Below are 18753 nucleotides of genomic sequence, written 5' to 3' on the forward strand. Positions count from 1 at the left end.
AGGTCGTAGGAAATCAACCATCCCTGTTGCCAATCACGTCCCAATTGCGCTTCGTCGAACGGATTGTTGCGCAATCGCGACAATCGCACCTTGTCAATCGCTGCCTAGGCAGTATCATTTCGAAACATTTCACTGCCTAAGCAGCTATCTGTTTTGACATGAATCACTACGACGTCGCGGACTTTCCGTTCAAAGGCTCCATCGGCCAGTTGCTGGGCGCCACCGCCATCCTCAAGGATCGCCTGCTGGACAAGCACCTGGCGCACCTGGACATCACCGCCGCGCAGTTCAAGGTGCTGTTCTTCATCGGCAACGACCGCGCCAACACCCCGGCCGAGCTGTGCCGCGAGCTGTCGATCGACAGCGGCTCCATGACCCGCATGCTCGACCGCCTGTCACGCAAGGACCTGCTGCTGCGCCAGCCCTGTCCCAACGATCGCCGCAGTGTGCGTCTGAGCCTGAGCGCTGCGGGCCAGGCGGTGAACGACGAGGCGCCGCGCATCGCTGCCGCGGCCATGAACGAACTGGTCGGCGGACTTTCCAGCGACGAACTGCAGACCCTCACCGGTCTGCTCGACAAGATCCTGCGCGCCCACGGCGCCGCGGCCAGCTGCCCGGCGCAGGAGAAGTGAAGATGAAACCTCCTCGTATTGCCCTGCTGCCGGCAGCCGTGTTCGCTGCTGTGCTCGGCCTTGCAGGCTGCGCCAACTATTCGGGCCTGAGCGCCAGTGGCAAGGCCGTTGATCCCGCCAGCCTGAAGGCCGGCGTCAGTCTCGACGGAACTCCGCTGTCGCCCGCCGCCTGGCCCAGCGAGCGCTGGTGGACCGGCCTGGGCGACGCGCAACTGGACAGCCTGATCGACGAAGCCCTGCGTGGCACCCCGGACCTGCAAATCGCCGATGCCCGTGCCCGCCAGGCCACAGCGGCCGCCCAGGCGCAGGACGCCGAGCGCATGCCCAGCGTGAAGGGCACTGCCAGTTATGCCGGCATCCGCGCGCCGGAAAGCGTCCTGCCGGCGCCGACCGGCGGTCGCTACTCGGCGGTGAAATACCTGTCGGCGAGCTTCAGTTACGACCTCGACCTGTGGGGCGGTCAGCGCGATGCCTGGGAGGCCGCACTCGGCCAGGCCAACGCCGCCGAAGTCGACCGCCAGGCCGCGTCGATCACTCTTTCCACCAACGTCGCCCGTGCCTACAGCGAACTGGCCCACGCCTTCGTTGCGCGCGACCTCGCCCGCGACGAGCTGGACCGCTCCCAGCATCTCTTCCAGCTCAGCCAGAAGCGCATGGACGCGGGCCTCGACAGCAAGGTTCAGTTGCAACAGACGCAAACCCAGGTCGCCAGCGCCAAGCAGCAATTGGCGGCGGCGGAACAGGACATCGCCAGCGATCGCATCGCCCTGGCCGTCCTGCTCGGCCAGGGCCCGGACCGCGGCCAGGAACTGCAGCGCCCGCAGGAGCTCAAGCCTGGCGCGCTGACCCTGCCGTCGAACCTGCCGGCTGAACTGCTGGGCCGCCGCCCGGACATCGTTGCCGCACGCTGGCGCGTCGAAGCCGCGTCGAAAAGCATCGATTCGGCGAAGACCGAGTTCTATCCCAACCTGAACCTGGGCGCGATGGTCGGCCTGGCTGCCTTGCACACCAGCGACGTATTGAAGGCGCCGAGCCGCTTCTTCCAGATAGCCCCGGCAATCTCCCTGCCGATCTTCGACGGCGGCCGCCTGCGCGCCAACCTCGCCGGGAAAGACGCCGACTACGACCTGGCTGTCGCCCAGTACAACAAGACCCTGGTCAATGCCTTGGGCGAAGTCACCGACGACCTCGGCAAGCTGCGCTCGCTGGAGCAGCAGATCGACGACCAGCGCGATGCCCGCGACATCGCCAAATCCAACTTCGACCTGGCCATGCGCCGTTATGGCGAAGGTGTCGGCAACTACCTCGACGCCCTCAGCGTGCAACAACAGTTGCTCCTCGCCGAACGCCAACTGGCCAGCCTGGACGCCCAGCGCATCGACCTCTCGGTGCAACTGATCCAGGCCCTGGGCGGTGGCTACCAGCCCGACACCACTTCCACTCCCGCCCCGCTCGCCCAGGCGAACGCGGCCGCCGCGCACTGAACGAGGCACCCGACATGAGCACCGCAACGCAAGAAACCCCGAGCAGCAATCCCAAGCGCAAGCGCTGGCTGCTGATCCTGCTCGCCGTCGTCATCCTGGCCGGCCTCGCCAGCGTCGCCTGGGAAATCCTCTACGGCCGCTGGCACGAAGACACCGACGATGCGTACGTGAACGGCAACATCGTGCAGATCACCCCGCAGATCACCGGCACCGTAGTCAGCATCGGCGCCGATGACGGCGACCTGGTGCACAAGGGCCAGGTACTGGTGAAATTCGACCCCAGCGATGCCGACATCGCCCTGCAGCAGGCTGAAGCCAATCTCGCGCGTACCGTTCGCCAGGTGCGTGGGCTGTTCAGCAACGTCGACGGCTACAAGGCCGACGTGGCCGCCAAGAAAGTCGCCCTGACCAAGGCCGTGGCGGACTTCAAGCGCCGCCAGCACCTGGCCAGCGACGGCGCCATCTCCCAGGAAGAACTGGCCCACGCCCGCGACGCGCTGGACACGGCGCGCAGCTCGCTGACCACCTCCGAACAGCAACTGGACACCAATCGCGCGCTGGTCGACGACACCGTGATTGCTTCCCACCCTGACGTGAAGGCTGCCGCTGCCAAGCTGCGCCAGGCGTACCTGGACGATGCACGTGCGGTGATCATCGCGCCGGTCACCGGCTACGTCGCCAAGCGCACCGTGCAGGTCGGCCAGCGCGTGCAGCCGGGCGCCGCGCTGATGGCGGTGATTCCGCTGGACCAGGTGTGGATCGACGCCAACTTCAAGGAAACCCAACTCAAGCACATGCGCATCGGCCAGCCGGTAGAGATCCGCTCGGATCTTTACGGCAGCGAAGTGAAGTACTCCGGCACCGTCGACAGCCTCGGCGTCGGCACCGGCAGCGCCTTCTCCCTGCTGCCGGCGCAGAACGCCACCGGCAACTGGATCAAGATCGTCCAGCGCGTACCCGTGCGCATCCGCGTCAACGCCGAGGAGCTGGCGAAGAATCCCCTGCGCATCGGCCTGTCCATGGACGTCAACGTCAGCCTGCACGACCAGAGTGGCCCCGCTCTAGCCCAGCAGGCGCCGCACGAGGCGGTGTTCTCCACCGACATCTACCAGGAACAATTGGCCTCCGCGGACCAGCTGATCGAGAAGCTGATCCAGGCCAACCTGGCCGACGCCAGCCACAGCACCGCGCAGCGCTGATCCGACCGCCGCCATGAGCCAGCAGAACAGCAGCAGTTTCAGCCCACCCAGCCTGGTCATGGCCACCATCGGCCTATCGCTGGCGACCTTCATGCAGGTGCTCGACACCACTATCGCCAACGTCGCCTTGCCGACCATCTCCGGCAACCTAGGGGTCAGCTCCGAGCAGGGCACCTGGGTCATCACCTCGTTCGCGGTGAGCAACGCCATCGCCCTGCCGCTGACCGGCTGGCTCAGCCGGAAGATCGGCGAAGTGCGGCTGTTCATCGCCGCCACCCTGCTCTTCGTGATTGCCTCGTTCCTCTGCGGCGTCGCGCAGCAGATGGGCATGCTGGTGGGCTTCCGTGCCATCCAGGGCTTCGTTGCCGGGCCGCTCTACCCGATTACCCAGACCCTGCTGATCTCCATCTATCCCCCAGCGAAACGGGGGATGGCACTGGCACTGCTGGCGATGGTGACGGTGGTAGCGCCCATTGCCGGGCCCATCCTCGGCGGCTGGATCACCGACAGCTACAGCTGGCCGTGGATCTTCTTCATCAACGTGCCCATCGGCCTGTTCGCCGCCATGGTCGTCTACCAGCAACTGCGCGCCCGCCCGGTCGTGATCAAGCACGCGCCGATGGACTACATGGGCCTGGCGATGCTGGTGATCGGCGTCGGGGCGTTGCAAATCGTGCTCGACAAGGGCAATGACCTGGACTGGTTCGAATCCGGCTTTATCATCGGTGGCACGGTCATCGCGGTGATCGCCCTGGCGGTCTTCGTGATCTGGGAGCTGACCGACAAGCACCCGATCGTCAATCTGCGACTGTTCGTGCACCGCAACTTCACGGTAGGAACCATGGCACTGGTTGGCGGCTACGCCGGCTTCTTCGGCATGAACCTGCTGCTGCCGCAGTGGCTGCAAACGCAGATGGGTTACACCGCTACCTGGGCGGGCCTGGCGGCAGCGCCGATCGGCATCCTGCCGGTCTTCCTGTCGCCGCTCGTCGGCCGCTACGCGAACAATTTCGATCTTCGCCTGCTGGCAGGCCTGGCCTTCCTGGCGATGGCGGCGACCTGCTTCATGCGCGCCGACTTCACCACTGACGTCGACTACATGCACATCGCCCTGGTGCAACTGTTCATGGGCCTTGGCGTGGCATTCTTCTTCATGCCGATCCTGAGCATCCTGCTCTCCGACCTGCCGCCGGACCAGATCGCCGACGGCTCGGGCCTGGCGACCTTCCTGCGGACCCTCGCCGGCAGCTTCGCCGCATCCCTCACCACCTGGATCTGGAACCGCCGCGCCACCATGCACCACGCCTACCTGACCGAGAACATCAGCCAGTACGACCCGGCCACCCGCGCCACCGTCGAACAACTGGGCGGCCCCGGCCAGCACAGCGCCGCCCTGCTCGAACGCATGGTGGAAAGCCAGGCCTACATGATCAGCACCATCGATTACTTCACGCTGCTTGGCTGGCTGTTCCTCGCCATGCTGGTCATCATCTGCCTGGCCAAGCCCCCCTTCGGCGCCAAGCCCGGCGCGGCGACGGCCGGAGGACACTGACAGAAACTGTCGGATGAGTCTGACAAATCAGTGGTTTACACAAAGGTTGGCATGGCTATAATGGCCGCCCTCCTTGCCGGTATAGCTCAGCTGGTAGAGCAACTGACTTGTAATCAGTAGGTCCCGGGTTCGACTCCTGGTGCCGGCACCAAAAACTTAAAAATCCCGCCTTTCAGCGGGATTTTTGCTATATGCAGGTACGGCAACGAACCTTTTTCGTTGCGCAATTGTCTACGTCATTTTTCGGGGGCTCCTTTCGAGCCGATCCCAAGTGTCGATTCGATGGCTATACTTGCCGCTCCTACCCTTGCTGCATCCTGCCAGAGTGACCATCTGGCAATCGCAATAAACAGAACTGCATTTCCTCGGACGGAACCGCAGGAGGTATTGCCCGTCAGCTCTGCCTTCGTGCCAATGCTCGCGATATTCATGGATAAGCGCACGCTGCATTCTCTTCCCACTCAAGCATCCCACCTCGCAGAGGCAAGGCAAGGCTACTTCGTCGCTCCCGATAGTAGCCTGACCACACATCGCTTACCCTCTGGCAGTGACGCGCCGCACCAGGGCCCTGCTATTCAGGGACGCCCCTCCATCACGCGCTCACTTTGCTTGCCGTCCCCCGCCATGGAGGGCGTGTTCTCCCTAGCAAGAGGCAAGCACAAGCACTCGAAGGCCTCATTGGGAATATATGGCAGTGAGCATGAGCCCCCCCATGGATCACCTCGAACGTCCAACACTCGAAAAGGACTGACTCTATGACGATCCTCGTTACCGGCAGCGCCGGCTTCATCGGCGCCAACTTTGTCCTCGACTGGCTTGCGAACATTGATGAGAAAGTCATCAGTCTCGACAAACTGACCTACGCGGGAAATCGTCAGAACCTGGACGGTCTGGAGGGGAATTCCTGGCACGTATTTGTCCAGGGCGATATCGGTGACCGAGCCCTACTTAATTGCCTACTGGCAGAGCATGCGCCGCGTGCAGTACTGAACTTCGCTGCCGAATCGCACGTTGATCGCTCGATCCATGGCCCAGAAGAGTTCATTCAGACGAACATTGTCGGTACTTTCCATCTCCTCGAGTCAGTCCGGGCCTATTGGAGCGGGCTACCTGAAACCGAAAGATCCGAGTTCCGCTTTCTGCACGTTTCCACCGACGAAGTGTATGGCTCCTTGGACAGGGACGAACCTGCGTTTCGCGAAAATAATAAGTACGAACCCAATAGTCCCTATTCGGCGTCTAAGGCGGCATCAGACCACCTAGTCAGGGCATATCACCATACCTATGGACTTCCTGTTCTCACGACTAATTGTTCGAACAACTATGGTCCATTCCACTTCCCGGAAAAGTTGATCCCACTGATTATCCATAACGCGCTTGCAGGAAAACCTTTGCCCATTTACGGAGATGGCCAGCAGATCCGCGACTGGCTGTACGTCAAGGACCACTGCACGGCGATTCGACGGGTGCTGGAGTCCGGTGAGCTCGGGGAAACCTATAACGTTGGCGGCTGGAACGAGAAAGCCAACATCGAAGTCGTCCATACCCTCTGCGACATCCTTGATGAGGAGCAGCCACGTACCGACGGACGGAGTTACCGGGAGCAGATTACTTTCGTCAAAGACAGACCCGGCCATGATCGCCGCTACGCGATCGACGCCTCGAAGCTTGAGCGGGAGCTGGGTTGGCGGCCGGCCGAAACTTTCGAGACAGGAATCCGCAAGACGGTGCGCTGGTACCTTGAGCATCAGGACTGGGTCAACAATGTGACCAGCGGCGCATACCGTGAGTGGGTGGGCAAGCAATACGCATGAACAAGATCCTGCTATTAGGTGCCAACGGTCAGGTCGGATGGGAGCTGCAACGTGCCCTGTCTCCACTGGCCCGTCTCGTAGTGTGCGACCGAGCCCGTGCTGACCTATCCAACTCCGCGAGCCTTGAGCGCCTATTGGACAAAGAGCACCCTGACTTCATCGTCAACGCGGGTGCCTATACGGCAGTCGACAAAGCCGAGCACGACGAGGACAACGCACGCAGAGTTAATTGCGAGGCCGTGTCCACCCTTGCAGGCTGGGCCTTCAGAAACCGCGCCTGGTTGGTTCATTACTCTACCGACTATGTATTTGATGGCAGCGGTGACCAGCCCTTCGACGAAGACGCGCCAACGGGGCCGCTGGGCGTCTATGGCCAGACCAAGCTAGAGGGCGAGCTGGCGATCCGCAGCAGTGGTTGTCAGCACCTGATCTTCCGCACCAGCTGGGTCTACGCATCCCGTGGCGCGAACTTCGCCAAGACGATGCTGCGGCTGGCGAAAGAGCGGGATCAGTTGCGCGTAATCGCCGATCAAGTAGGCTCCCCCACCAGTGCCGAGCTCATCGCCGACATAACAGCCCTGGTACTGAGCCGCCTCAGCGTGGACCCGAAATTGCGGGAGCGAGCCGCTGGCACTTATCACCTGGTCGCCAGCGGGGAAACCAGTTGGTACCGTTACGCGCAATTCACGATTGCCGAAGCAATCCGCCAGGGCTGCGAGCTTCGTGCAACACCGGAATGTGTCACACCCATCACGACCGCGGAATATCCGCTACCAGCCAGAAGACCGGCAAACTCCAGGCTGGCCAATGAAAAGCTGCAACGAACATTCCGTCTGGAGCTGCCCGATTGGGAGTATCACGTGAGTCGTATGGTCAGAGAGCTGGTAGGCCAGGGAGCACTATGAAGCGCAAGGGAATTATTCTCGCCGGAGGTTCCGGCACCCGGTTGCACCCAGCAACTCTCGCAGTTTCCAAGCAACTCCTGCCGGTGTACGACAAGCCGATGATCTATTACCCACTGAGCACTCTGATGCTCGCGGGAATCCAGGACATCCTTGTGATTTCTACGCCGCAGGACACTCCGCGCTTCGAGCAACTGCTCGGAGATGGGAGCAAGTGGGGGCTGAATCTACAGTATGCCATCCAGCCATCCCCAGATGGATTGGCACAGGCATTCCTGATCGGCGAGCAATTCATTGGCCGGGATCCTTGCGCCCTGGTATTGGGCGACAACATCTATCATGGCCATGACTTCCAAGAGCTGTTGGCCAATGCGATGCGGCGCCCTTATGGCGCCAGCGTCTTTGCCTATCATGTGCATGACCCTGAGCGCTACGGCGTCGTTGAGTTCGACGCATGCGGCCGGGCCATCAGTCTTGAAGAAAAACCCGTCACGCCCAAGTCTAGCTATGCGGTCACCGGGCTGTACTTCTATGACAATAAGGTCATAGACATAGCCAAGAGCATCACCCCCTCGGCTCGCGGGGAGCTGGAAATTACCGACGTCAATCGTGCATACCTGATGAGCGGCACGCTCTCCGTGGAGATAATGGGTCGCGGGTACGCTTGGCTAGACACTGGAACCCACGATTCCCTGCTGGAAGCCAGCAGCTTCATCGCAACGCTGGAGAACCGCCAGGGACTAAAAGTAGCCTGCCCGGAAGAGATCGCCTTCCGACAGAAGTGGATCGGTGCAGAGCAACTCGAAGCCCTGGCCGCCCCCCTATCCAAGAATGGCTACGGTCAATATCTTAAACGCCTGCTCGTTGAGACTGTCTATTAATGAAAGCTACTCGTCTTGCCATTCCGGAAGTCGTTCTGCTCGAGCCAAAAGTATTCGGCGACGACCGTGGTTTCTTCTTCGAGAGTTACAATCACCGGCAGTTTGAGGAGGCTATTGGCCGCTCGCTGAACTTCGTCCAGGACAACCACTCGCGCTCCGACAGGAACGTGCTGCGTGGGCTCCACTATCAAGTCCAGAATCCTCAAGGAAAACTGGTTCGAGTGGTGCAAGGAGAAGTCTTCGACGTCGCCGTTGACCTTAGACGCTCATCACCTACTTTTGGTCAGTGGGCAGGTGCCATTCTCAGCGCCCAGAACAAGCATCAGCTATGGGTTCCCGAAGGCTTCGCACATGGCTTCCTGGTACTCTCCGAATCCGCAGATTTCCTATACAAGACCACCGACTACTATGCGCCCAAGCATGAGCGCTGCATCCAGTGGGACGACCCCGAGTTGGCAATCGACTGGCCGCTCGAAAGCGCCCCAGTGCTTTCCGCCAAAGACGCCCAGGGTTTGGCGCTCAAAGATGCCGAGGCGTTCTCCTGATGCCTGTTGCCTCGACGTCGCCACGCTCTCTTCTGTCAAGCTACTGGAATAACCGCGGATTGCTCCTGGCACTGACGAAACGAGAAGTTATCGGTCGCTACAAAGGCTCGCTGCTCGGCATTCTGTGGTCGCTTTTCAACCCCATTCTGATGCTGACGGTATATACCTTCTTCTTCAGCACTGTCTTCAAGGCCCGATGGCCAGGAGGCAGCGAATCGAAGACGGAGTTCGCCCTGGTCCTATTTTCAGGCCTGCTGATATTCAACTTCTTCGCCGAGTGCCTGGGGCGGGCACCGACTCTCGTGCTCGGCAATCCCAACTATGTGAAGAAAGTAGTTTTTCCACTCGAGACACTGCCATTCGTACTGGTGGGCGCCGCCGGATTCCACTTCATCGCCAGCCTCGTGGTATGGCTGCTCTTCTATCTAGTATTCTTTGGTATTCCGGCGATTCAAGTACTTTACCTACCACTGATTCTGATTCCACTGGTCCTGCTCACTCTGGGATTCAGCTGGATTCTTGCCTCGCTTGGCGTCTACCTGCGCGACGTCAACCAAGTGGTCACCGCAGTGATTCCTGCCCTGATGCTACTCTCCCCGGTCTTCTATCCAATCAGCGCCCTGCCCGAGCAGATGCACGTAATCTTTCAGCTGAACCCCATGACATTCCTCATAGAACAGACCAGAGGAATTCTAATTTGGAAGCAGCACGTCCAATGGGACCACTGGCTGGTGCAAACCCTCGCCTCCGCCGTTTTTGCCTGGATCGGCTATGCCTGGTTCCAGAAAACCAGAAAGGGATTTGCCGATGTCCTCTGACGAGATTTCGATCAAGGTCGACGGGCTCGGGAAGCGCTATGAAATCTACTCCTCGCCCCGCGACAGACTGAAACAGTTCATCCTTCCGCCCGTCCAGCGCGTCCTGAGCATGCCTCAGACAGTGCACTACAAGGAACACTGGGCACTTCGCGACATTTCCTTCGAAGTGAAACGAGGGGAGTCCTTTGGCATCGTCGGGCGCAACGGAAGCGGCAAGAGTACTCTGCTGCAATTGATTACCGGCACACTTGCGCCGACAGTGGGGATCGTGAGCACCCATGGTCGGGTAGCGGCACTTCTCGAATTGGGCTCCGGCTTCAATCCAGATTTCAGCGGACGGGAGAATGTCTACCTGAACGCAATGTTGCTGGGTATGAGTCGAGACGAGGTCGACCAGCGCTTTGACAAGATTGCAGCGTTTGCCGACATCGGCGAGTACCTCGACCAGCCGGTGAAGACCTACTCCAGTGGCATGCTGGTCAGGCTGGCCTTTGCAGTACAGGTCCAGATCGATCCGGACATTTTGATTGTCGATGAAGCACTGGCCGTGGGTGATGCGCTGTTCCAGAAAAGATGCTTCTCACGCATCGAGAAGCTTCTGTCCGATGGTGTAACCCTTCTCTTCGTCTCTCACGACCAGGAAGCCGTACGCACGCTGACGCACCGCTCGATCCTTCTCAAAGGCGGCCAGGAGGTCATGCAAGGCTCTTCCTCGCAGGTGCTGCTGGCGTATCGAAAACTGCTGCATGAAGAAGAGTCAGCCTACTTCGCCAGCCTCATTCCAGAGCAGTCAGTTGAGCCCGAAGCGGAAGTTGTGCAGGAGACCCAAACGGCAACAATCATCGACGAGGCACCGCAGGCGGCGCCGAGCGTGGCTGGGCGGACCGACAATATGTCGTTTGGCGACGGTGGCATGGAAGTCATCTCGGTGAAGACCTACGACGCAGAGGGAGAACCCAGCGCGGTCTTCTACCCTGGCGACCGCGTCCGTATCAAAGTGACCTGCAGATCCAGGATCACCTCGGATCGAATTAACGTATCCATCCGTATTCGCAATCGGGAAGGCATCAAGATTTACTCCTGGGGCACGTTGAACCAGGACATGCAGATTCTCGCCAAAGCGCAGGAGGGTGAGATTTTCTGGAAGCGAAAGATCCAGACGGGAGAAGAGTTCGATGTCTGGCTCGAGTGTGATTCGATTCTGGGCCCCAATCTCTATGAGATCCAGGCCGCCATCACCTTCGAGGAGACCCCAGACTACCAGGCACAGCGAACGCTGCACTGGAAAGATGAGGCTGCATTCTTCCAGGCGTTGATGCGCCAGGATGAATACTTCTTTGGCGGACTCTCAGATTTGCGTATGAAGGCGACCTGGAAATGAGCGAACAGCAGTTCTCCCCCGAGCAGCCCACCGCGGAAGCACGCCAAGCCGGAGCGTCGGCAGATCCAACACTAACTGAAGAGTTGACGGATCTCCTTGGCAGGAGCTGCGGCTTCGGAAAGGTCCTCTCGCTGGAGCCTGCGCTTGTCGCAAAGCTTTTGGCCTCAGGTCAGAATGCCTTCGGCCTCGTCGCCCCCGGCAGCGCAATGGGGGACCGCTTCACCCCGGGCTACGCCACAGAGCTGCCTTTCCCCGATGAGCATTTTGAAACACTGGTCAGCGCAGGCCAATTGGAGACTCTATCCCAGGATGAACTAGCTCTGGCGCTGAGGGAAATTCGCCGGGTGACGTCCCGCTACGTGTTCCTGCGTATATCCACCTCTACCGAACAGGACGAGAATCCGGCCATTCGTGAGTCACGCGGCTGGTGGGAAACGCGCTGCTACGAAGCAGGATTTCGAAAGCATCCTCTGTATTACCGGGCAAATCCCTACGCAGCACTGAATGAAGACAGCGATCAGCTCTACATCCTGCTGGAGAAAGTACCAATAGCGGCGCTGCAGAGTTTCGACCTGCTGGTACTGGAAGAGGAGCGCCTGCTGCATACCGACATGCTCCGCGAAACGGGTCGCCGCAGCGATGCCCATTGTATTCGCTACCACATGGCCGCAGAGCTGATTCGCCCAGGCGATAGAGTTCTCGACGTGGCCTGTGGGCTTGGCTATGGCAGCCATATCCTTTATGCCTCCTCCCAAGCACACTCCGTTATCGGCGTCGATCTGAGCGACTTCGGCATCGATTACGCCAACGCCCACTACGGCCTCCCCGGCAAGCTGGAGTTCCTGGTGGGTGATGCCCAGGCGCTGGAGCAGATCCCAGACAACAGCATCGACTTCATCAGCGCATTTGAAACCATCGAGCACGTTCCGTACCCGCTGGAGTATTTGAAGGCGCTCAAGCGCGTCCTCAAACCCTCCGGCCGCATAATGGTCTGCGCTCCGAACAACTGGGCGGATGAAACCGGTGAAGATCCTAATCCTCACCACTTGCATGTCTACACCTGGGACCGCCTGGTCAAGGAACTGAGCCACTACTTCCTGCTCGAGCGAGGCTTCCTGCAGACGGCAGGCGGCGCAATGCGCTGCCATTTCTCGCCACGCAGTTGGGTCGAAGTTGATCCCGACAGCCCTCTGCCACAGGATGGTGAGTGGATACTGCTGGTCGGAATGGCGGATCCGATCGCTGCCCAGGAGATTCCCTATCAGGAAGTCTCCTGGAAGCTGCCAGCCTCCGAAGACTTTCACGTTTCAGCATTTGCCCGGGATTACACCAATCCCTGGCTGCTCCGCTCGATGGTATCCAGAGGCATGCGCGCGAACTCGAGCCAATTGCTCAGTCAGCTCCAGACGCAGACCTTGGAGCGCGCATCTGCCGAGTCGGTCGACTTCGGCGCCGCGTTATGCGGCAGCCTATATAGCCAACTATCTGAATCAGAGGGCCTACCGAAGCCGTCGCAGACTCTCGAAGAACAGGCTAAAGGCTACGAATCGATCAGCGAGCCCACTCCGCACCAGTTGCGCTGGCAGGTCTCCCTGCTCTTCGTCAGGGCCGAAACCGCCAGGCTCTCAGGTGACTGGCTGGCAGCGATTGAACTCTACGAAGCCTGCGCATCGCTGGATGTAATGAAGTACAGCCCATTGTTGGGCAACAAGACGCTGGACGCCTTTCATTGGTTGGCTGTCCTGTCGGTTAGCCAGCAGAATCCTGAAAAGGCCCGACAATACCTGCTGCGGGCTGTCCGTGAGGCTATCCGCCTTACATCAGGCTCGTGGCTGAACGTAATTGGCCTCCCCGAGTCCCCTCTGCCCTTTGGATTCTCCGAAATGGCCCAGTTGATGGACAAGGCCTCTCGAGCGGCTTACATGCTCAAAGTCCTGGATGAGGAACAAGACAAACCCGGTCTGTTCCTCGTTGAAAGCCAAGGCTTTTTCGAGCGCCAGCTCAGCGCTCGCAATGAGCAGATTCGGAATCTTGAAGGATCAACGCAAGCCCTACTTTCGCTCGTCGCAGAGCAGGATGCTCGCCTGAAGACCCTGGCTCATGAAGTTGAGCGCCTGCATCTGCGCTCTCACGAGCTGGCCAGCGAAGTCATGCATCAAGATGAACACGCCCAGGCGCTGGCGAAAGAAGTCGCACGACAGGATGAGCACGCTCAGTCACTGGCCCGAGAAGTCATCCGCCAAAGTGAGCAAGCGCAAGCTCTTGCTCAGGAGCTGCGCCAACACCAGGCAGCGCAGCCTCAGCCCACTGCCGAATACGCTGCCGAGAAGGAAAATCACCAGCATACGGATGCTGATGAGAAATCCGTTCGCCCCAGTCTTCTCAAACGCGCGCTCAATCAATTCATGACCAAGAAAAAGCCATGACCTACGCAACGAATACCGGAATAGTCATCGTCTCTTTCAATGCTTTCGAAGCAGTCAAGGCAACCCTGTCCAGTGTCCGGCGTGCGCACAACGAATCTCCGTTCAAGCTGATTTTGGTGGATAACGCCTCCGAACCAAACGAACAGGAAAGAATTCGCGAGCTGATGGTAGACCACATCGCCGAGGTTGGCGGCGACTGGCAGTATATCGAACAGCCAGAAAACCTTGGCTTCTCCGGGGGAAACAACGTCGGTATCAGAGCGTTTCTGGACGATCCTGAAATCACTCACGTCTGTCTCCTGAACAGCGACGTGATAGTCACCGATCACTGGCTCGACAGGTTGCAGGCCTATCGCAAGGACATTATCAGTTCAGCCACCAACAAGGCCGATGGGGAACAATGCATCCCCGTGGACTACGAGGCCCAGCTGTCGGAGTTCATCGCCTCTCAAAGCAACGAAATTCCCGAAGCTCCCTATCTACGCGTACAGGACTTCGCCGAGCGCTGGAACAAGGCGTGGAAAGGCAACTTAGTTGCTGCGGATGTCACCTTCTTCTGCGTCCTATTGTCGAGAAAGGCACTTGATGATCTGGGCCTGCTGGACGAGACCTTCTTCCCTGGCGGATTCGAAGACGACGATTATTGCCTGCGGGCAATCGAGGGCGGTTACGAGATATTCCTTGCCCGAGATGTTTACATCCACCACTGGGGATCCGCTTCGTTCGGCAAGCTCCAGTATGAATACTTCAGCGCAAGAGCTCAGAAGAACAAAAGCTATCTGGAAGCCAAGCACTCGATTACCTGGAAGCGCCGCCCCGAAAAGCCGATTGTTTCCTTCACCAGCGATATCGAGTTCGCTCTCAAGGACGGCCATCCAACGCCTGAACAAGCAGTGTTCCTTGAGCTACACCGGGCGGGCCTGAAGCATCAGATCACCTACTTCGAATCTGAATTCAGCAATCTATCCGAAGCCCTAAAAGCCAATGCAGACTCGGCACCGCAGGCTCTCCTAGACCAAGTAGCACAAGCCAGATCCTATGGAAACATTCAGGCTTTCTGGCAAATTGCGGTCGATAATCTGGACGCCATCCTGACTGTCGGCCGAGACAATGGACACAAAAGCCAGGAAATAGTCGGGCAGTTGGACCGGGTTGCACTTGCCATCCATGAACGCGTTGACAGCAATTTCGCCATTCACTTCTTCATCAACGGCCTTGCTACCAAAACCGGCAGCAGTAAAGCGCTACCACCTCCATCGAGCTTTGCCCCATCGAATCCACAGGGTCACGGCAAATTGGCCCGAATGATTTCCCTGGCGCAAAAAGGCTTCCAGTTCATTCGGCAGTTCAACGGCGTCGTATTCTTCGGCGGGTACTTCTATCCAGAGCGTCAAAGTGATGGGTACTTCCAGCGAATTCAGATCGTCGATCGGCTGTTCCCCAATCACTGGCGTGTCTATGTCGAGACCGAAGAGCTTCGCGGCCGTGATACCTGGTTTGATCGACCTGAAGCAGGTGTCATCGTCCTGCGCGTAACTGGCAGCAGGAAGCACAGAGCGGTTGCCAGGCTGTTCGCCCTGGCTGCCGCTTTGCGCTGCCGAAAGATCTATTTCCACAGCGTCCTGCGGATGTACGACAATCGCTTCGGCAAACTGCTGCACCTGCCATTCATTCGAAAGGCCGTGGACATTCATGGTGTCGTGCCGGAAGAGTTCCGCATGCACAATGACTATTTCAGCGCCCTCATCTATGACAAGGAAGAACGGCTCGCGGTAAAAAAGGCTGGTTTGGCGATAGTCGTGACGAACGCCATGCGTCAGTACCTGCAACAGAAGTTCCGCGATCAACTGCAGGCCCGTACCGTTGAGTTTCCGATGTTCCCCAGCTTTGCTCCCGACGTTGCAAGTCGGCCGCTGGCAGATGGCAAGCCGATCGTCGTGTATGCAGGCGGCCTGCATAAGTGGCAGCAGGTCCCGAAGATGATCGACGCGATCATGAAGACGTCCGACCGTTGCCAGCATCACTTCTATTGCCCTGAGCCGTCCACTGTCAGGGCAATGCTGCCGGAGGCGCTACTTGAGAGTGTCACTGTAGACGCCAAACCACATGCCGAGCTGATGAAGATCTACGCGAAATGCCACTACGGCTTCATCCTTCGCGAAGACATCATCGTCAACCGGGTGGCCTGCCCGACCAAACTGGTCGAGTATCTGGCAATGGGCATCATCCCTATCGTCGACTGCGAGGATATTGGCGATTTCAAGGCCCTCGGCATGCAATTCATCACCCTGGGCGATTTCCTCAACTCGACGCTCCCTTCCGAAGCGGAGCGTGCAGGAATGGCTCTGGTAAACCTGTCGGTCTATGAAAAGCTCAAGCAGGTGCGCCAGACCGGGGCCGAGCAGATTTATCAGTACTTTACCGAGCCAACAAGCAAAGCAGCGCTCCTGGCCTCGGCAAAGAGCAAGGTGCGCCGCGCACTTCCAGCCCACACCCGAGCCGGACGCCTGTCCCGTCGCGCCTGGGCTGCCATTGCTCCCCTCTTGCGCACAAAGGCCCCACAGCCCGCAGCACCGGAAGCACTGGTGCAGTCGGAACTTGAGAAACTTCCCGAGCAGTGCGACATCCTGGTTCAGGTCGAAAACTTCGAAGCTGGTGGCCTTGAGAATGTCGTGATCGACCTCAACCAGACACTCTCTGAAGCCTCGTTCCGCGTTGTTCTTCTGGTCTTGGGAAATGCAGGCCCTGCCGTCGAACAGGCAAGAAAACATAATCTGACCGTGGTGTGCCGCAAATTCGATGCCGCCTCTCACGCGAGCATCATTGAACACCTGAAGCCCAGAATGGTGATGGGGCACTACTGCAATCTGGGCATCGAGAACATCCATGACCGGACGATTCCATTCGTTCAGGTACTTCACAACATCTACATGTGGTTCAACGACGTAGACCGCCGACGATTCGCTCGTGAAGCCACACTGACCGACTCTTTCATCGCTGTTTCTGAACAGGTGAAAAACTACAGCATCGCTCGCCTGGGAGTAGCGCCCGAAAAGTGCTTCGTCATTCATAACGGTATCGATACGTCGCTTTTCGCAAAGATCGACAAGAGCGCAGAACGCTCCCGGCTACGTCAGCAATACGGATTCCACCAAGAGAATTTTGTATTCCTTGACGTAGGTGCCATCAACCATCAGAAAAATCATCTGGGCACGCTGAAGGCATTTTCACAAGTACTGAAGACCTGCCCGGACGCCAGGCTGGTTATCCTCGGCCCTGCTTATGAAAAGCAACTTCTGCAGGAACTGCAGGACTATATCGCCAGCAACGGTCTGCAAGGAAAAGCGCTATACGCAGGAACGGCACCCGGCATCCAGAGTTACCTCGCGATGGCAGACGCCTTTGTCAGCGGAACCTTCTTCGAGGGTGGCCCACTTACCCTGCTCGAAGCGCTACAGGCCAATCTTCCATCCGTAATCAGTAATGTGGGCGTCGCTTCGTCTTTCTCCGGGAAGAGGGGAGTACACCTCGTCAGCCCCGCCCACGAGATCAAAGAATACGACGGACCTATCTGGGAAATGCAATCCAGTACCGCTTTCGAGCAGCGCCTGACGAACGCGATGATCGCGGTTTGTCAGTCTCCGGAATGCCCTGACCTGACAGAGGCGGAGGTGATTGCCATCGACCGGAAAGCCAGTTACGGAAAATATCTTGAACTGATCGCAGGCATCATCGGCGAGGCGGAGCTGGTCACGGTCGACCTCCCAACAAGCCAGGAAGCAGTTCTGGGGTCCAAGTGAACGTCAATGCAATGCTGTATGGCTTGGCGCGACGGGCATTCTGGTTGATGCCCGCCGCGCTGCGGAATCACCTGCACGGACTCCGTCATTCACTTGTACGCTGGTTCAGAACCAGCACCAAGCGAGGCCAATACCAGCCTGGCGACCTTACCTGGGAGGAGTTCCGCCAAGGGCCGCTGGCCGGCCAAAGGCGTGGGCCGATTTTTATTTTCGAGACCAATCTGGATTGGTCGATAACCCTGTACCAGCGACCGCATCACTTAGCGCTCGCACTGGCGCGCTGTGGTTCCCTGGTGCTCTACAAGACGACAGGCGATGGTGTCTCCGGCTTCAGGCCAGTCACTGAAAATCTGTGGCTGGTCAACGACGGAAATCTCGACACCCTGCCTGGCGCAGTCCGCTGCTTCTACAGTACCTCGCTGTTTGCAACCGACAGGAACTTGCTGGAAGCCAAATTGGTCGGCATCACGATCTATGAGTACATAGATCACATTGACGCCTCAATCTCGGGGGGCCAGGCAAATTTGCGCCGACTGCAGGAGCTCAAGAAAGCCGCCTTCGAACAGTCTGACCTTGTGGTGGCTTCCGCTCAATTGCTTTTCGCGGAAGCCGAGAAGAAATGCGGGGTGGAACGCAGCCTCTCTCTTCCGAACGCCGTCGACATCCAGCATTACGACCATGGAAAACTGCAGATATCATCCGTATCTCAACAACTGATCGAGTTCAGGAAAAAGCATGCCGAGGTCATTGGTTACTTTGGCGCGATAGCCCCTTGGCTCTGGTATGACCTGATCGATCAGGTATGCCGCCTACTACCCAACAAGGGTTTTGTCTTCATCGGTCCCGACTACAGCGGCTGCGTACCGAGCTTGCCGAAACGGGAAAACGTCCTGTATCTGGGCCCGGTGAACTACGAACATCTTCCGGCACATGCCGAGCTGTTTGATGTTTGCTTTATTCCTTTCATCAAAGGTGAAATCGCACAGTCGACATCGCCATTGAAGCTTTTCGAATACTTCGCGTTGGAGAAACCCGTTGTCGTCACCAGCGACATGCTGGAATGCACTGCCTTTGAAGAGGTATTCACTGGAGGCGACGCACAGGAAGTCGTTGCAGGCATCGAAAATGCACTGGCGAAGTGCGAGGACCTAAACTTCAAAAGTCGGCTCAGGTCCCTTGCCCTAGCCAATAGCTGGGATGTTCGTGCACATAGCTATATCAGCAGAATCGAGAGCCTGCAGAGGCAAGCGATTCAGACCAATGAATGAGGTCCAAGTGAGTAAGAAAAAGATTCTTTGTGTTGTAGGCACGCGTCCCGA

General features: G+C 58.6%; 13 protein-coding genes and 1 tRNA gene. All 14 read left to right on the forward strand.

The annotated features are described in order from the left end of the window. The first annotated feature begins 158 nt into the window (after positions 1-158). The 14 genes from RS899_RS24655 (at position 159) to RS899_RS24720 (ending at position 18702) form a co-directional block, all read left to right on the forward strand. Positions 159-632 carry a MarR family winged helix-turn-helix transcriptional regulator gene (locus RS899_RS24655; RefSeq protein ID WP_024762232.1) on the forward strand — a complete coding sequence of 158 codons (474 nt, stop codon included), beginning with the start codon at positions 159-161 and terminating at the stop codon, positions 630-632. 2 nt (positions 633-634) lie between these two features. Continuing rightward, complete coding sequence (locus RS899_RS24660) at positions 635-2116, forward strand: efflux transporter outer membrane subunit (RefSeq protein WP_315808296.1); 1482 nt, start codon at positions 635-637, stop codon at positions 2114-2116. Between the two features lie 14 nt (positions 2117-2130). Continuing rightward, a complete protein-coding gene (locus tag RS899_RS24665; protein WP_315808297.1) occupies positions 2131-3315 on the forward strand; it encodes an efflux RND transporter periplasmic adaptor subunit in 1185 nt (394 codons plus the stop codon). A 13-nt stretch (positions 3316-3328) separates the two neighbouring features. Beyond that, positions 3329-4867, forward strand: a complete 1539-nt coding sequence (locus RS899_RS24670; protein ID WP_054910724.1) for a DHA2 family efflux MFS transporter permease subunit — start codon at positions 3329-3331, stop codon at positions 4865-4867. Positions 4868-4942: 75 nt separating this feature from the next. Then, positions 4943-5018, forward strand: a tRNA-Thr gene (locus RS899_RS24675). Between the two features lie 604 nt (positions 5019-5622). Then, positions 5623-6681 carry a dTDP-glucose 4,6-dehydratase gene (gene rfbB / locus RS899_RS24680; protein ID WP_233297476.1) on the forward strand — a complete coding sequence of 353 codons (1059 nt, stop codon included), beginning with the start codon at positions 5623-5625 and terminating at the stop codon, positions 6679-6681. Then, positions 6678-7586 carry a dTDP-4-dehydrorhamnose reductase gene (gene rfbD / locus RS899_RS24685; RefSeq protein WP_233297477.1) on the forward strand — a complete coding sequence of 303 codons (909 nt, stop codon included), beginning with the start codon at positions 6678-6680 and terminating at the stop codon, positions 7584-7586. The genes rfbB and rfbD overlap by 4 nt, the downstream gene beginning before the upstream one ends. Further along, positions 7583-8464, forward strand: coding sequence for a glucose-1-phosphate thymidylyltransferase RfbA (gene rfbA, locus RS899_RS24690; protein ID WP_233297478.1), 882 nt, complete (start codon positions 7583-7585; stop codon positions 8462-8464). Before rfbD ends, rfbA begins: the two co-directional genes overlap by 4 nt. After that, entirely contained in the window at positions 8464-9009 is a 546-nt protein-coding gene (gene rfbC / locus RS899_RS24695; RefSeq protein WP_233297479.1) for a dTDP-4-dehydrorhamnose 3,5-epimerase, read from the forward strand. The genes rfbA and rfbC overlap by 1 nt, the downstream gene beginning before the upstream one ends. Beyond that, positions 9009-9827 (forward strand): ABC transporter permease, encoded by an 819-nt coding sequence (locus RS899_RS24700; RefSeq protein WP_233297480.1) that lies wholly within the window; start codon positions 9009-9011, stop codon positions 9825-9827. The genes rfbC and RS899_RS24700 overlap by 1 nt, the downstream gene beginning before the upstream one ends. Further along, positions 9817-11208, forward strand: coding sequence for an ABC transporter ATP-binding protein (locus RS899_RS24705; RefSeq protein ID WP_315808298.1), 1392 nt, complete (start codon positions 9817-9819; stop codon positions 11206-11208). The genes RS899_RS24700 and RS899_RS24705 overlap by 11 nt, the downstream gene beginning before the upstream one ends. Continuing rightward, positions 11205-13634, forward strand: a complete 2430-nt coding sequence (locus RS899_RS24710) for a class I SAM-dependent methyltransferase (protein ID WP_315808299.1) — start codon at positions 11205-11207, stop codon at positions 13632-13634. The genes RS899_RS24705 and RS899_RS24710 overlap by 4 nt, the downstream gene beginning before the upstream one ends. Continuing rightward, on the forward strand, positions 13631-17434 hold the full coding sequence (locus RS899_RS24715) for a glycosyltransferase (RefSeq protein WP_315808300.1): 3804 nt from the start codon (positions 13631-13633) through the stop codon (positions 17432-17434). Before RS899_RS24710 ends, RS899_RS24715 begins: the two co-directional genes overlap by 4 nt. Then, complete coding sequence (locus RS899_RS24720; RefSeq protein ID WP_233297484.1) at positions 17431-18702, forward strand: hypothetical protein; 1272 nt, start codon at positions 17431-17433, stop codon at positions 18700-18702. The genes RS899_RS24715 and RS899_RS24720 overlap by 4 nt, the downstream gene beginning before the upstream one ends. The last annotated feature ends 51 nt before the right edge of the window (positions 18703-18753 follow it).

It is taken from the genome of Pseudomonas sp. C9-3, assembly GCF_032392015.1.
Lineage (GTDB): Bacteria > Pseudomonadota > Gammaproteobacteria > Pseudomonadales > Pseudomonadaceae > Pseudomonas > Pseudomonas nitroreducens.